The sequence below is a fragment of the Ensifer adhaerens genome (assembly GCF_013283195.1).
Taxonomy (GTDB): domain Bacteria; phylum Pseudomonadota; class Alphaproteobacteria; order Rhizobiales; family Rhizobiaceae; genus Ensifer; species Ensifer adhaerens_G.
The window spans coordinates 429,576-443,620 of the sequence record NZ_JABEKT010000001.1; the positions used below are offsets into that span (position 1 = coordinate 429,576).

The window sequence follows — 14,045 nt, forward strand, 5'->3', positions numbered from 1 at the left end:
TCTCTGTCAGTTCGCTGATTCGGGACCGATTAATCCCGTCTTCATACACCAGTCGCGCAAGGGTTTCAGCGCTTCGTGCTGGAGGGCGACTTCAAGATAGGCGAAAGTGCGTGGCATGTGTTTCATGTAGCCGGGCTTGCCGTCGCGCTGCATCAGCCGCACCCAGATGCCGACGAGCTTGCAGTTGCGCTGGGCCGACATCAGATGCCAGTCGCGCAGGAACAGGGGCTCGTCGAACGGGCCGGCGGCGCGGCGATCCGCGAAATAGGCGTCCATCATTCGGTTCGCCAGCGCGGGTTCGATCGTCACTCGCGCGTCCTGAACCAGCGATGCCACGTCATAGGCCGTCGGTCCGATCATCGCATCCTGGAAATCGATCACGCCGACACGTTGAAGTCCTTCGTGACCGGCGCGCCAGATGATGTTCGGCGAATGAAAGTCGCGCAGCAGCAGGTTCGTCTCGGCGGTCTCGATGAGGTCGATCAAATCGTCCCAGATCGCGGCGTATTCCTGCTTTTCCTGTTCCGTTGCCGGCGCGCCACGCTTCCAGGGCAGGTACCAGTCGATGAGCAGCCGCGTCTCGATCTTCATCGCGGTGCGGTCGAAATCCGGGATATGGTGCTCGATACCGCCGGCAAGCGCGATGTCGCGCTTGGTCGGTGCCATGTGGAGCTGGGCAAGCAAGCGCACGCTTTCGACATAGCGTGTCTCGATCGGTCTACCGTCGTCGTCGAGCACGCCGTCGGAACCGAGGTCCTCGATCAGCAGCATTCCCTGGTCCAGATCGCGCGCGTAGATCGTCGGCGCTGCGAAGCCGCGTTCTCGGAGCAGCTCGTCGATGGCAACGAATGGCGTCACGTCCTCGGCGATATGCGCGAGCTGCTGGTAGTATTTGCCATCCTGAAGGATAGGGCCAGGCTTGTGTCGCGCGGCATCCATCAGGATTTTCGCCGGAAGGCCATCCCGGCCGTCGACGCGTTCGTACGCCCTGACTGAGGCATCGCCGCTCAGATGGCGCCGTCGTGCGTCTGCAAAGCCGTTCTGCGCGAGGAAGTCGCGGATTGCGAGCGTGCGGGCGATCCGCTGGAGGGCGCTCTCTGGTCCGGAGATGCTGACGCTCCGCCCGGCCGCTTCATGGGTGATCGACAGGACGATCCTGCTCGTTGGCAATGCTCCGTCGGCTCGCTCGGGCCATTCGACAAGGCAGATACCTAGAGACAGGGCTTCGTCGAAACCGAGTTCGTCGAGTTCGCTGGCGTCGGCAAGGCGATAGAGATCGAAATGCGCCACGGGAATGCGAAGGTCATAGCTCTGCACCAGCGTAAAGGTCGGACTTGGGACTTCGAGGCCGTCGTCATCGGCAACGGCACGCAGAAAGGCGCGCGCCAGGGTCGATTTTCCGGCCCCGAGATCGCCAGACAGCGCGAGACAGTCGCCCGTCTTCAGCGCCAGCGCCAGGTCTTCGCCGAGCTGGATCGTGGCTGCCTCGTCCGCCAGGAAGCGCGTGATCGGCTGCATTATTCCGCCGCGACGATTTTCGGGATCTCTGCCGAAGGAATGCGGCAACTGACCTCAGTGCCTTCGCCCTCGCGACTGCGGATCGATACGGTGCCGTGATGAAGGCTGACGAAGCTCTCGACGATCGAGAGGCCAAGGCCGGCGCCACCGCGCTGGCCGTGGCTTTCGAAGCGGTTGAACACTGTGTCGAGCACGTCCTGTGGAATGCCGGGACCGCTGTCGGAAACCGAGAAGACGAAGTCTCCGCCTTCCCGCCGGCAGGCAAGCTCGATGACGCTGCCGTCAGGCGCAAAATTTGCGGCATTGGTCAAAAGCTTGATGAAAATCTGCTTCAGCCGCTGCTGGTCGGCGACCATGCGGCCAAGGTTGTCGGGGGCCGCGACCCGTAGCGTGACACCGCCCTCGACCAGCCGGTCGGCCATTTGGTGGGCGATGTCGTCGAGGAAGTCGGTGAGATTGATCTCCGACATGTCGAGCTCGACGATGCCGGCATCGACGGTCGCAAGATCGAGAATGTCGTTGACGATGGTCAGAAGCAGCGACGAGGACGTGGCGATATGGTCGACATACTCCGCCTGGCGATCGTTGAGGTCGCCAAAGGCCGGCGTCTTCAGGAGATCGGCAAAGCCGATGATGTTGGTCAGCGGCGAGCGCAGTTCATAGGACACGTGGTGGACGAAGTCGTTCTTCAGCGCATCCGCCTTGCGCAGGGCATCGTTCTTTTCGGTCAGGGCGCGCTCGACGCGGACACTGTCGGTGATGTTGACGAAGGTCAGCATCGTCTGTGCGTTCGGCAGCGGAATGACGGCGAAGTCGAGGATCAACCCCGTCCGCAGTTCCAGAATGCCGCGGCTCGACGGCCGCTCGTCGTCGAAGCTGGTGATGATGTGGGAGAACCGCTTCCAGCCATCCGGCTGGTCGTAGGACATCAGGCAGGCCTGCTCGATCGCACGGATATGGGTGCCCGGCTTCGCCTCGGTCTCATTGATGCCCCAGATGGCTCGGAAGGCGGGGTTGGAAAGCCGGATGCGGCCATCGGGACCGAACACGGCCACGCCTTCGGCCAGATGGTCGATGGTTTCGCCCTGGACCTGGACCAGCGTGTTGTAGCGGGTTTCCAGATCGACCTTTTCGGTCAGGTTCTCGAACACCCAGGTGACGCCGCCTTGCGGCCGCGCCGTTGCGAAGACCCGCAAGGTCTGGCCGTTCGGCAGGTGCCAGAGGTCGGATTGCGTATCGAGCGCCTGATAGACGGAGAGCGCGTTCGCCTTCCACTGTTTCCAGTTGAGCTGTTCGGGCAGCTGGCCGCCGGAGCGCAAGCGATCAAGCACTTCACCATTGTCCGGTTTGCGCTCGAGGAAGCCCATATCCAGGTTCCAGAGGCGCTGGAAAGCCTGATTGTAGAATTGCAGCCGTTGATTGCCGTCGAAGATGGCGACCGGCGTCGCGAGATGGTCGAGCGTCTCGGCATGGCTCTTGAGCGTACGGTCGAGTTCTTCGCGAACGGCCTCGACGCCGGAGACGTCGATGGCAATTCCTGTGGTTCCGGCCGGGCTGCGGGCATCGACGACATCGAAAAATGTACGATTGCCCCTGACGACGGTGGAAAGCTTGTCGCGGAAGGGCGCATCGAAGGTCGAGACGGCGCGGATTTTTTCGCGGGCTATCGTTGCCAGCAGTTCACGGCCCTCGGCAATCGCGGCAGCGACGTTTGGTGCCTCCACCGCATCGGCATAGGCCTCGTTGACCCAGCTCAGCGCTCCATCCGTGCCGCGCTGCCAGACCGGCAGGTCGATCGCGTCAAGCAGCGTGCGGAAGGACATCAGCGAGTTGTTGAGGCGGTCGCGCTCGAGCTTCAGCTCGGCGAGTTCCGCCCGCATGTTGTTGAGTGCGATGAAGCGCACGAAAGCGCGTCCGCCGGAAACGCGGCCCTGTGCCTCCAGCACCTCGTTGCGCTGCGTTTCGAGCACCAGATCGAAGCTGCGCGCCTGGGTGCGCAGGGCGTCGATCGCCTTTTCGAGTTCGCTGGCGGAATTTCCCTTGATCCAGCGGCCGAATGCCAGGAATTCGCGATCGTCTGACGGCGCCCCGGTCTCCGCCGGCAGCTGGCCGAGCATTTCCGCCCGCTCCGCAAGCCCGTCCCAGATGACGATGCGGCGGTTCTTGTCGGCAATGAGTGCCTGGAAGCGCGAAAGGCGCTGATTGGCGTCCGAAAGGTCGGACCTGAGCTCGCGGTTCTCGGCCTCGATGTTGCCGCGCTGGCGGATCAACCAGATCGCGGAGATCATTGCCGCGGAGATGACGCCGATCAGCACGGAAAAGGTGATGACTTCCGACGAGCCGAAGATGTTCGCCTTCTGCGCCGAGACCTGGGCGACCGCATCCGTTGCGGCGAAGAGCGCCGTGCAGGCCATCAGGCGGCGAAGGAGCACCGGGCCTTTGCGGCGACCGCCCGATGAGGTTTCGTGTGCTGTTGTCATGGCGCTGCCGTCCCCGTCTGTCCGAAGGGTGCTGCCGGCTCTGTCGTGCCATGCGCAGTTCCGGCGATACCCTGAAGGGTTCGCGTCAGTTCTGGTTGCATCCCCGGTCTGTCTCCGTCTGTTTGCCGCTTGCCGACAAGACATCCCACTCGCAATGCCCGAAGGTCCGCACCGGCATCACGAATCAATGGGTTAGAGCATACTTCGTTGACGAATCGCCGGGAAGGGAGCCGCCCAAAAAAGAGGCCGCGCTCTCTTGTCAAGAACGCGGCCACAACATGTTGTGGATTGCCCGGGTAACGATTAGTACCGGTAGTGTTCAGCCTTGAACGGACCCTGCTGGCCGACGCCGATATAGTCGGCCTGTTCCTTCGACAGTTCGGAGAGCTTCGCGCCGAGCTTGTTCAGGTGCAGGCGAGCGACCTTCTCGTCGAGCGCCTTCGGCAGAACGTAGACTTCGTTCTTGTAGTTCTCGCCCTTGGTGAAGAGCTCGATCTGGGCCAGCGTCTGGTTGGTGAACGAGGCGGACATCACGAAGGACGGGTGACCGGTGGCGTTGCCGAGGTTGAGCAGGCGACCTTCCGACAGCAGGATCATGCGGTTGCCCTTCGGGAACTCGATCATGTCGACCTGCGGCTTGATGTTCGTCCACTTCAGGTTCCGCAGCGCGGAGACCTGAATTTCGTTGTCGAAGTGGCCGATATTGCCGACGATCGCCATGTCCTTCATCTCGCGCATGTGGTCCATGCGGATGACGTCCTTGTTGCCGGTCGTGGTGATGAAGATGTCGGCAGACGAAACGACGTCTTCGAGCTGGACGACTTCGAAACCGTCCATGGCGGCCTGAAGCGCGCAGATCGGGTCGACTTCGGTCACCTTGACGCGAGCGCCGGCGCCCGAGAGCGAGGCTGCCGAGCCCTTGCCGACGTCGCCGTAACCGCAGACGACGGCAACCTTGCCGGCCATCATCACGTCGGTGCCGCGGCGGATGCCGTCAACCAGCGATTCCTTGCAGCCGTACTTGTTGTCGAACTTCGACTTGGTGACGCTGTCGTTGACGTTGATCGCCGGGAACGGCAGCAGGCCCTTGGCCTGGAGCTGGTACAGGCGGTTGACGCCGGTCGTCGTTTCCTCGGTCACGCCCTTGATGGCGTCGCGCTGCTTGGTGAACCAGCCCGGCGAAGCGGCAAGGCGCTTCTTGATCTGCGCGACCAGGATCTCTTCTTCTTCCGAACCCGGGTTGGAGAGAACGTCTTCGCCGGCTTCGGCGCGGGCGCCGAGCAGGATGTACATGGTGGCGTCGCCACCGTCGTCCAGGATCATGTTGGAGACGCCGCCGTCGGCCCACTGGAAGATCTTGTCGGTGTAGGTCCAGTATTCCTCAAGCGTTTCGCCCTTGACGGCGAACACCGGGATACCGCTGGCAGCGATCGCTGCGGCTGCGTGGTCCTGGGTCGAGAAGATGTTGCACGAAGCCCAACGGATGTCGGCGCCGAGAGCGGCGAGCGTCTCGATCAGCACGGCGGTCTGGATGGTCATGTGCAGCGAACCGGTGATCCGGGCGCCCTTCAGCGGCTTGGATGCGCCAAACTCTTCGCGGCAGGCCATCAGGCCCGGCATTTCAGTTTCGGCGATCGTAATTTCCTTGCGTCCGAAATCGGCAAGACCGATGTCGGCGACGATGTAATCCTGAGTGGTGGTCATGAAATTCTCCAGGCTGATCTCTTCAAGCCGCTCTGGCCCTCTGGCGATCCGGCGGCACGACTATGCCTCCCGCGCATATCATCGCGGTGAGAGTGCGTCCGATCTATCAGGAATTCTGGGGCAGAGCAACCTCGATATAAAGAAGTCTTTATATCTTTATATTGTCGGTTACATTTCTTCGCCGAACTTGTCGCGGACCAATGCGTCGAGCGCATTGAGGGCCTCTTCGGCCTGTGCGCCGCTGGCCGTGACGCAGACGCTGGAGCCGGTGCTGGCGGCCAGCATCATCAGGCCCATGATCGAGGTGCCCCCGACCGTGCTTCCGTCCTTCGACACCGTGATTTCGGCATCATAGGCCTCGACGGTCTGCACGAACTTGGCCGAGGCGCGCGCATGCAGTCCGCGCTTGTTGACGATAAGAAGTTCGCGCGTCAGCGACATGTCGGGACGGTGATCCATCATTTTCCGCTCAGGACACGGCTGGCGACGTTGATGTATTTGCGTCCCGCTTCGGAGGCTTCCGCGAGCGCCTTGTCCATGTCGCTTTCGCCACGCACGCCGGCGAGCTTGATCAGCATCGGCAGGTTGACGCCGGCGATGACTTCAACGGTGCCGCTGCGCATCACCGAGATGGCGAGATTGGACGGCGTGCCACCGAACATGTCGGTGAGAATGATCACGCCGTGGCCCTCGTCGACGTTGGTCACGGCGTCGAGGATATCCTGCCGACGCTGATCCATGTCGTCCTCGGGGCCGATGCAAACGGTCTCGATAGCTTTTTGCGGACCGACAACATGCTCGAGTGCATGTCGGAATTCCTCAGCCAGCTTGCCATGGGTGACAAGCACAAGTCCGATCATGGGTATCTTTTCTCCGACTGCACGCGCAATTCACTGATGGTCAGATATCGCAATGCAGCAATTTCGTCCACCTGTTGGGGCGGCCATCTTGGCAAGGAAAAGGCGAAGTGCAAGCCAAAAATGCCGAAAAACCAGCCCCGTTGCCTGCAACTATAGCTAAAATCCTAATTTTTCGGGTAGCAGCGCACGCAGAGCAGCAAGCATGTGCACACCATTTTCAATGGGAACGCGAACAATCGGCAGGCTGCGACCGAAGGGGAGGGGAAGTTCCTCGTTTTCGGGCGGCATGCGCGGATCGAATGGCGCGCTCACCGGCAGGATCGCCCAATCCATCACCGCGGCAGGCACCGTTTCGAGCCTGGCGATGCCGGCGCCGCGGATCTCGATCAGACCCTCAATCGACGCTGGGCACCGGGCGATGATCTGGTCCTGTTCGATCGACAGATCGACACGGTCGTCGGCGACCAATGCCGCAAAGTGCCCCATCTGGCGGGCTGCCGAAATGCAGGCGAGCGCCAGTCTCGATTTGCCGATGCCGGAAGGGCCGGTTACCAGGAAACCGGCCGTGCCGATGACGATCGCCGTACCGTGAACATTATGCGGCGGTGTCACGCGTGCGGCTCGGCAGGTAGGGAAAGTACGAAGCGGGCACCGACGATCTTCCCATCCGGACCCATGACGTTCTCGGCCTTCAGCGTGCCGCCATGCGCTTCGGCGATCTGCCGGGAAATCGACAGGCCGAGGCCGGAGTTCTGGCCGAAATCTTCGCCCTCCGGTCTGTCGGTATAGAAGCGCTCGAAGATCCGATCGATGTCTTCCGCCTGGATGCCGGGACCATTGTCCTCGACATAGACGAGGCAGCGCGACCGGGAACGGGTGAGGCGCACGACGATGCGGCCGCCCTGCTCAGGTACGAAGGAGCGGGCGTTTTCGATCAGGTTGGTGATGATCTGGCCGATGCGCAGTTCGTAACCATTGATGGCGAAGCGCGCCTTGGGGCTGTCCTTGCGGTCGACGACGAAATCGAGCAGCACCGGCTTCTTTTTGCTGCGGATCTGGCGGGAGATCTCGACGAGGTCGCCAAGCAGCCTTTCAAGGTCGACGACCTTGGCGTCGCTGCGGGCAAGTTCCGCGTCGAGCCGCGAGGCGTCGGAGATATCGCTGATCAGGCGGTCGAGGCGGCGCACGTCGTGCTGGATGACGTCCATCAGCCGCTTCTTCGATTCGTCGGTGCGGGCAAGCGGCAGGGTTTCCACGGCGCTGCGCAGCGAGGTCAGCGGGTTCTTCAGTTCATGGCTGACGTCGGCCGCAAAATTCTCGATCGCCGCGATCCGGTCGTAGAGTGCAGTCGTCATCTCGCGCAGCGCCACCGACAGGTTGCCGATTTCGTCCTGGCGCGAGGAGAAATCGGGGATTTCTTCCCGCTCCTTGGCGCCACCGCGGCGGACCCGGATGGCGGCGGCAGAGAGGCGCCGCAGCGGATTGGCGATCGTCGACGACAACAGCAGCGACAGAATGACGTTGACGAGGGCGGCGACGCCGAACACGCGAATGATGGCGAGGCGCTCGGCATGCACGATCTTGTCGATGTCGCCCGCCTGGGTGGACAGCAGCAGCACGCCGAGCACGGCGCGTGACCGCTGCACCGGCACGGCGACCGAGACGATGAGTTCACCCTTTTCGGTGACGCGGCGCACCGCACCGCGCACGCCGGTCAGCGCGTTCATCACTTCGGGATAGATCGAGCCGTTGCCGCCAGGTGGTTCCTTGTAGAGCGGCAGGTCGCCCGACTGCAGCAGGCGGTTGATCCAGCTTCCGAACTTTTCCTCGATGCCGGTCGCTTCCGGGTCGACGGGCGGCAGGTCGAAGCGCAGCACCTGGCCGCCGCTATAGAGGTGGCGCGAATCGAGCAGCAGGTCCGCATCGGCGTCGAAGAGCCGCGCGCGGGTGCGGGTCGGCGAGATCAAGCGTCTGAGGACGGGAGCAACCCGCTCCTGAATGATCGGAAAATCCAGGTCTTCGTCGCTCGGCAGCGGCGTGATGCTCTGGCCGGCCTGCAGCTCCAGCAGTTTTTCGGGATCGATGGTGATCGAATTGGTGTCGACGGAGGCGGATGCCGAAATGGCGCCGGCGATGATTTCGCCCTGGGTCAGCAGGCTTTCGACGCGAGCGTCGATCAGGCCCTCGCGGAACTGGTTGAGATACATGATCCCGCCGACCAGAACGACGAGCGCGACGAGGTTGAAGAAGACGATCCGGCGTGTCAGGCTCGAAAAGACCGCGTTGCCGAACAGGCGGCGAATCAGCGTGAAGGAATAGGCCCAGCGCCGGCCGTTGTGGGCCGATGACCTTCCGTCAAGTTCGTCGATATCGCCCTGCAAGACTTCCACCAAGTCTTTCCGCTCCCGCAGCGGATCATCCCCGCCGTATCTTCCGATTGCGGACACCCATTACCCGTAAGCCGGGTTTCGCAGGTCCGCCGATGTTCTTTTTTCTGGTCTTCGGTCTCGTGGATTCAATGCCACCGGCCAAGCCAAGTGGCGGGCCGAAGCCTGCCCGCCATCGCATCGGTTCTGAATGCTCCACAAACGACGCGATGGCAAGGGCTGAGACCGCGTGTCGCCTCAGGCCATTTCCCGGAAGCGGTAGCCGACGCCATAGAGCGTCTCGATCATGTCGAAGTCGTTGTCGACCATCTTGAACTTCTTGCGCAGCCGCTTGATGTGGCTGTCGATGGTGCGGTCGTCGACATAGACCTGCTCGTCATAGGCAGCATCCATCAGGGCATCGCGGCTCTTGACCACGCCCGGTCGCTGCGCAAGCGAGTGAAGAATGAGGAACTCGGTGACCGTCAGGGTGACCGGCTCGTTCTTCCAGGTGCAGGTGTGGCGCTCCTGATCCATGGCCAGCTGACCGCGCTCGAGCGACCGCGTCGGCGTGTCGGAGGTCTTCGGGGCGCCAGTGGTGCCGCCGGCTGCAGCGGCTTCGCGGTTGGCGGCCCGACGCAGGATCGCCTTGACGCGCTCGACCAGCAGGCGCTGGGAGAACGGCTTGGTGATGAAATCGTCGGCGCCCATCTTCAGGCCGAAGAGCTCGTCGATTTCCTCGTCCTTCGATGTCAGGAAGATCACCGGCAAATCCGACTTCTGGCGCAGGCGCCGCAACAGTTCCATGCCGTCCATGCGCGGCATCTTGATGTCGAAGATCGCAAGCTGCGGCGGCCGGGCCAACAGGCCTTCGAGCGCGGAGGCACCATCCGTGTAGGTCTCGACCTTGTAGCCTTCAGCTTCAAGGGCGATGGATACGGACGTCAGGATATTCCGGTCATCATCGACAAGCGCGATGGTCTGCATCGTGTTCAACTCCGTCATTTGAGGCCGATCGCCGGTTTCGTCTTCGAATCCACGGCAACCGCGAGTCACGGGTGCGTTACTTGAGTATAAAGGTGGAACAAATTGTGGCGAAGCCCAAAATGCCCTCAAGCGTACACTCCGTCGCTGAGAGGCAGATATGGCGCAGGGAACTCGGATTCAACCGATTAAAAAAACGATAATTTTCTTTAAATCGATTAATATACTGAAATCATTATTCTTTTTTTGACGTCACCTTGTTTTTGAGCGAGCATGCAAGTATGTTCCGGCCAAATTCAACGCCAATGGCCAAACACGAAGGAAGCTTGACCATGGAGCAACTCGGCACTCGCAACGCAGCGAACGGCTTGGAAAAACTCGGCTTTACGGATCTCGACGTGGTCCGCTACAACCTCGAAGCCGCAGACCTTTATGAAGAAGCCCTTCGCCGCGGCGAAGCTCAGTTGACCGCACATGGCGCGATCGTTGCGCGCACCGGCCAGCACACCGGCCGCTCTCCGAAGGACAAGTTCGTCGTCCGCGACGCCTCCACCGACGATCAGATCTGGTGGGACAACAACAAGCCGCTGTCCCCGGAGCATTTCGCCGTCCTGCGGAAGGACATGCTCGACCATGCTAAGGGCATGTCGCTTTATGTCCAGGATCTCGTCGGCGGTGCCGACAAGAATCATGCGCTGCCGACGCGTGTCGTTACCGAATATGCCTGGCATTCGCTGTTCATTCGCAACCTCCTGATCCGTCCGGACCGCGCAGACCTTGCTTCCTTCCTGCCGAAGCTGACGATCATCGACCTGCCGAGCTTCAAGGCTGACCCGGAGCGCCACGGTTGCCGCACCGAAACTGTCATTGCCTGCGATCTGACCAACGGCCTCATCCTCATCGGCGGCACGTCCTATGCCGGCGAGATGAAGAAGTCGGTGTTCACGGTCCTCAACTACCTCTTGCCGAAGAAGGGCGTCATGCCGATGCACTGCTCGGCCAATGTCGGACCTGAAGGCGATACCGCCATATTCTTCGGCCTGTCGGGCACCGGCAAGACCACGCTTTCGGCCGATCCGACCCGCACTTTGATCGGCGACGACGAGCATGGCTGGAGCGATGAGGGCGTCTTCAACTTCGAAGGCGGCTGCTACGCCAAGGCCATCCGTCTTTCTGAAGCCGCCGAACCGGAAATCTTCGCGACGACCCGCCGCTTCGGCACCGTCATGGAAAACGTCGTTCTCGACGAACGCCGCGTTCCCGATTTCAATGACGGCTCGCTGACGGAAAACACCCGCTGCGCCTATCCGCTGGATTTCATCCCGAACGCCAGCGAAACCGGTACCGCGCCGCAGCCGCGCACGATCATCATGCTGACGGCCGACGCCTTCGGCGTGATGCCGCCGATCGCCAAGCTGACGCCGGAACAGGCGATGTACCACTTCCTGTCCGGCTACACCGCCAAGGTTGCCGGCACCGAAAAGGGCGTTACCGAGCCGGAAGCAACCTTCTCGACCTGCTTCGGCGCACCGTTCATGCCGCGCCACCCGTCGGAATACGGCAACCTCTTGAAGGACCTGATCGCCAAGAACGGCGTTACCTGCTGGCTGGTCAGCACCGGCTGGACCGGCGGTGCCTATGGTACCGGCAGCCGCATGCCGATCAAGGTGACCCGCGCTCTGCTCGCGGCAGCCCTTGACGGTTCGCTGAACGCCGCCGAGCTGCGCACCGACGCCAACTTCGGCTTTGCCGTGCCGGTCTCGGTACCGGGCGTCGACGACGGTATTCTCGATCCGCGATCGACCTGGGCTGATGGCAACGCCTATGACGCCCAGGCCCGCCGCCTGGTCGACATGTTCATCGCCAACTTCGCCAAGTTCGAAGATCATGTCGATGGTAGCGTCCGCGATGCAGCTCCCGGCACGAAGATTGCCGCCGAGTAAACATTGCCGGCTATGATTCACGTGAAACCCGGTCTTCCATGGCCGGGTTTTTCGTTTTCATGGCGAATGTTTTCAAGAGGTTCCCGCTGTGCCATAGATCGGGGCGAGGTGAATCATGGCTAGCGACCCGCTTTACATAAACGACAATATCGTCATTGCCGGCTGGGAGCTGACGGAGCAATTCGTGCTGGCCGGCGGGCCCGGGGGGCAGAACGTCAACAAGGTCTCGACGGCCGTCCAGCTGTTCTTCAACGTCCAGGCGTCACCGGCGCTCACCGATCGCATCAAGGCCAATACCTTGAAGCTCGCCGGTCGTCGCGCCTCTAAGGATGGCGTGCTGATGATCGAGGCCAGCCGCTTCCGCAGCCAGGAGCGCAATCGCGAAGACGCACGCGAAAGGCTGAAGGAGATGATCCTGAAGGCCGCCGAACCACCGCCGCCGCCGCGCAGGAAGACCAAACCGACCCGCGGTTCGATCGAGCGCCGGCTGAAGGAAAAAACCGGGCGCGGCGAGACCAAGAAGCTGCGTGGACGCCCGACCGGCGACTGACGTGCGGTTGCGAAATCTTTTCAACCGTCTCTTGTCTTTTACCGCCATGCGCCCTCTCTTATCCCAAGCGACTTTTGCAGAAGGAGGGATCCATGGGCCTTTTCAGTTTTATCAAGAACGCTGGCAAGAAGTTGGGCATTGGCGGTGACGACGACGCGCCGGATACCGAAAGCGTCCAGAAGGAACTCGCTTCGCACGATCTCGGCACCAAGGACGTCCAGGTCGAAGTCGTCAATGACAAGGTGGTGCTGAAGGGTGTCGTCAAGGACCAGACGGCGTTCGAGAAAGCCGTGGTCGCCGTCGGCAACACGCTTGGCGTTTCCGCGGTCGAGGCCTCCGAGCTCAAGGTTGCCGATGCGGGTGCAGCGCCGGCACCCGCCAAGGCGCCTGTCTTCTATACCGTCAAGAAAGGCGACAACCTCTGGAAGATCGCCGAGGCACAATACGGCAAGGGCAAGGGCGCCAAGCACACGGTGATCTTCGAGGCCAACAAGCCGATGCTGACCCATCCCGACAAGATCTATCCCGGCCAGGTTCTGCGCATTCCGGATCTGGACGCCGCGTGACAGCCTTGTCGACGCGATCATTTTTCAGCGTCGTTCTGACGGTGGCAAGTCTTGGGCTTGCCACGACCGGTTTCGCGCAAACGCTGCGCGAGCCGGCCAAGGGCAGTTCGGAGCGCGCAGCAATCCTCGACGCCTTGCGGCCTGCCGTCGAGGCGGAGATGCGCGGTTCGGTCGAATTCGTCGTCACCACCATGCGGGCGACGCCGAACTGGGCCTTCGTGCAGGTCGAGCCGCAGCGGCCGGGAGGTGGCGCCATCGATCTCTCAAAGACCGGATTTCGTGATGATGCCGACATGATGGATGGTTCGACGGTGTTCGCGCTCGTCAGCTTCCAGGGCGGTCGATGGAATCTCGTTGATCACGTCGTCGGCCCGACGGATGTCGCCTATGCCGGCTGGTCCGAGCGCTACGGCGTCCCGGCAAGGCTGCTCGGGCTGGAGTGAGGGCAACCTCATGCTGGTTCTCCCCAAGGGCATAAAACACATCCCCGGCTTTCTCGACCGGGGCCGCCAGGAAGAGATCGTCGAGGCGATCCGCGGCGTGGTCGCCGAAGCGCCGCTGTTCGTGCCGGAGATGCCAAAGACCGGCAAGCCGATGTCGGTGCGCATGACCAATTGTGGACCGCTCGGCTGGGTGACCGATCGCGAGAAAGGCTATCGCTACCAGCCGCAGCACCCTGGCACCGGCAGGCCGTGGCCGCCGATGCCCGAGATTCTCCTAGAAGTCTGGAACGCGGTTTCGGCGAGCGACAAGCAGCCGGAAGCCTGCCTGGTGAATTTCTATTCCGAAGAGGCCCGCATGGGCCTGCATCAGGATCGCGATGAGCGCGATCTGGAGACTGCCGTCGTTTCGATTTCGCTTGGCGATAGCTGTCTGTTTCGCGTCGGCGGTAAGGAGCGCGGCGGCCAGACGGTGTCCTTCAGGCTCGAAAGCGGCGATATCGTCGTGCTCGGTGGCGAGGGGCGCCTGGCCTTCCACGGCGTTGACCGGATCTATCCTGATACGTCAACGTTGCTCAAGAACGGCGGCCGCCTCAATCTGACGCTGCGCCGGGTCAATCCCTGACAATCGACG

Annotated in this window: 13 protein-coding genes; 5 read left to right on the forward strand and 8 right to left on the reverse strand. The window is 62.0% G+C overall.

What is annotated here, in order from left to right; translation table 11 throughout:
• Positions 1-6: 6 nt before the first annotated feature.
• The 8 genes from tsaE to chvI form a co-directional block, all read right to left on the reverse strand.
• Positions 7-1,518: a tRNA (adenosine(37)-N6)-threonylcarbamoyltransferase complex ATPase subunit type 1 TsaE gene (gene tsaE, locus LPJGGPFB_RS01925; protein WP_173418493.1), complete on the reverse strand. Its 1,512-nt coding sequence runs from the start codon at positions 1,516-1,518 to the stop codon at positions 7-9.
• Positions 1,518-3,998, reverse strand: coding sequence for a sensor histidine kinase (locus LPJGGPFB_RS01930; RefSeq protein WP_173418494.1), 2,481 nt, complete (start codon positions 3,996-3,998; stop codon positions 1,518-1,520). The genes tsaE and LPJGGPFB_RS01930 overlap by 1 nt, the downstream gene beginning before the upstream one ends.
• 303 nt (positions 3,999-4,301) lie before the next feature.
• Entirely contained in the window at positions 4,302-5,702 is a 1,401-nt protein-coding gene (gene ahcY / locus LPJGGPFB_RS01935; protein ID WP_173418495.1) for an adenosylhomocysteinase, read from the reverse strand.
• A gap of 168 nt (positions 5,703-5,870) precedes the next feature.
• Positions 5,871-6,164, reverse strand: coding sequence for an HPr family phosphocarrier protein (locus LPJGGPFB_RS01940; RefSeq protein ID WP_077505416.1), 294 nt, complete (start codon positions 6,162-6,164; stop codon positions 5,871-5,873).
• Positions 6,161-6,562 (reverse strand): PTS sugar transporter subunit IIA, encoded by a 402-nt coding sequence (locus LPJGGPFB_RS01945; RefSeq protein ID WP_077505418.1) that lies wholly within the window; start codon positions 6,560-6,562, stop codon positions 6,161-6,163. The genes LPJGGPFB_RS01940 and LPJGGPFB_RS01945 overlap by 4 nt, the downstream gene beginning before the upstream one ends.
• A 156-nt stretch (positions 6,563-6,718) precedes the next feature.
• Positions 6,719-7,174, reverse strand: coding sequence for an HPr kinase/phosphorylase (locus LPJGGPFB_RS01950; protein ID WP_173418496.1), 456 nt, complete (start codon positions 7,172-7,174; stop codon positions 6,719-6,721).
• Positions 7,171-8,952: a sensor histidine kinase gene (locus LPJGGPFB_RS01955; protein WP_327795848.1), complete on the reverse strand. Its 1,782-nt coding sequence runs from the start codon at positions 8,950-8,952 to the stop codon at positions 7,171-7,173. The genes LPJGGPFB_RS01950 and LPJGGPFB_RS01955 overlap by 4 nt, the downstream gene beginning before the upstream one ends.
• A gap of 234 nt (positions 8,953-9,186) precedes the next feature.
• Entirely contained in the window at positions 9,187-9,915 is a 729-nt protein-coding gene (gene chvI / locus LPJGGPFB_RS01960; protein WP_115421109.1) for a two-component system response regulator ChvI, read from the reverse strand.
• Positions 9,916-10,244: 329 nt separating this feature from the next.
• Between chvI and LPJGGPFB_RS01965 the strand changes: the two genes are divergently transcribed.
• From LPJGGPFB_RS01965 to LPJGGPFB_RS01985, 5 genes are all read left to right on the forward strand, one after another.
• The gene (locus tag LPJGGPFB_RS01965) at positions 10,245-11,855 is read left to right on the forward strand and encodes a phosphoenolpyruvate carboxykinase (RefSeq protein ID WP_173418498.1); all 1,611 of its coding nucleotides are present in this window, start codon (positions 10,245-10,247) and stop codon (positions 11,853-11,855) included.
• 115 nt (positions 11,856-11,970) lie between these two features.
• On the forward strand, positions 11,971-12,405 hold the full coding sequence (gene arfB, locus LPJGGPFB_RS01970; protein ID WP_173418499.1) for an alternative ribosome rescue aminoacyl-tRNA hydrolase ArfB: 435 nt from the start codon (positions 11,971-11,973) through the stop codon (positions 12,403-12,405).
• A 92-nt stretch (positions 12,406-12,497) separates the two neighbouring features.
• Positions 12,498-12,971 carry a peptidoglycan-binding protein LysM gene (gene lysM / locus LPJGGPFB_RS01975; protein WP_053251199.1) on the forward strand — a complete coding sequence of 158 codons (474 nt, stop codon included), beginning with the start codon at positions 12,498-12,500 and terminating at the stop codon, positions 12,969-12,971.
• The gene (locus LPJGGPFB_RS01980) at positions 12,968-13,414 is read left to right on the forward strand and encodes a hypothetical protein (RefSeq protein ID WP_345790932.1); all 447 of its coding nucleotides are present in this window, start codon (positions 12,968-12,970) and stop codon (positions 13,412-13,414) included. The genes lysM and LPJGGPFB_RS01980 overlap by 4 nt, the downstream gene beginning before the upstream one ends.
• A 10-nt stretch (positions 13,415-13,424) precedes the next feature.
• Positions 13,425-14,036 carry an alpha-ketoglutarate-dependent dioxygenase AlkB gene (locus LPJGGPFB_RS01985; protein ID WP_173418500.1) on the forward strand — a complete coding sequence of 204 codons (612 nt, stop codon included), beginning with the start codon at positions 13,425-13,427 and terminating at the stop codon, positions 14,034-14,036.
• Positions 14,037-14,045: the final 9 nt, after the last annotated feature.

Coding starts and splice junctions, on each gene's coding strand:
- tsaE (WP_173418493.1), bottom strand. CDS start 1,518: ATGCAGCCGATCACGCGCTTCCTGGCGGACGAGGCAGCCACGATCCAG.
- LPJGGPFB_RS01930 (WP_173418494.1), bottom strand. CDS start 3,998: ATGACAACAGCACACGAAACCTCATCGGGCGGTCGCCGCAAAGGCCCG.
- ahcY (WP_173418495.1), bottom strand. CDS start 5,702: ATGACCACCACTCAGGATTACATCGTCGCCGACATCGGTCTTGCCGAT.
- LPJGGPFB_RS01940 (WP_077505416.1), bottom strand. CDS start 6,164: ATGATGGATCACCGTCCCGACATGTCGCTGACGCGCGAACTTCTTATC.
- LPJGGPFB_RS01945 (WP_077505418.1), bottom strand. CDS start 6,562: ATGATCGGACTTGTGCTTGTCACCCATGGCAAGCTGGCTGAGGAATTC.
- chvI (WP_115421109.1), bottom strand. CDS start 9,915: ATGCAGACCATCGCGCTTGTCGATGATGACCGGAATATCCTGACGTCC.
- LPJGGPFB_RS01965 (WP_173418498.1), top strand. CDS start 10,245: ATGGAGCAACTCGGCACTCGCAACGCAGCGAACGGCTTGGAAAAACTC.
- arfB (WP_173418499.1), top strand. CDS start 11,971: ATGGCTAGCGACCCGCTTTACATAAACGACAATATCGTCATTGCCGGC.
- lysM (WP_053251199.1), top strand. CDS start 12,498: ATGGGCCTTTTCAGTTTTATCAAGAACGCTGGCAAGAAGTTGGGCATT.
- LPJGGPFB_RS01985 (WP_173418500.1), top strand. CDS start 13,425: ATGCTGGTTCTCCCCAAGGGCATAAAACACATCCCCGGCTTTCTCGAC.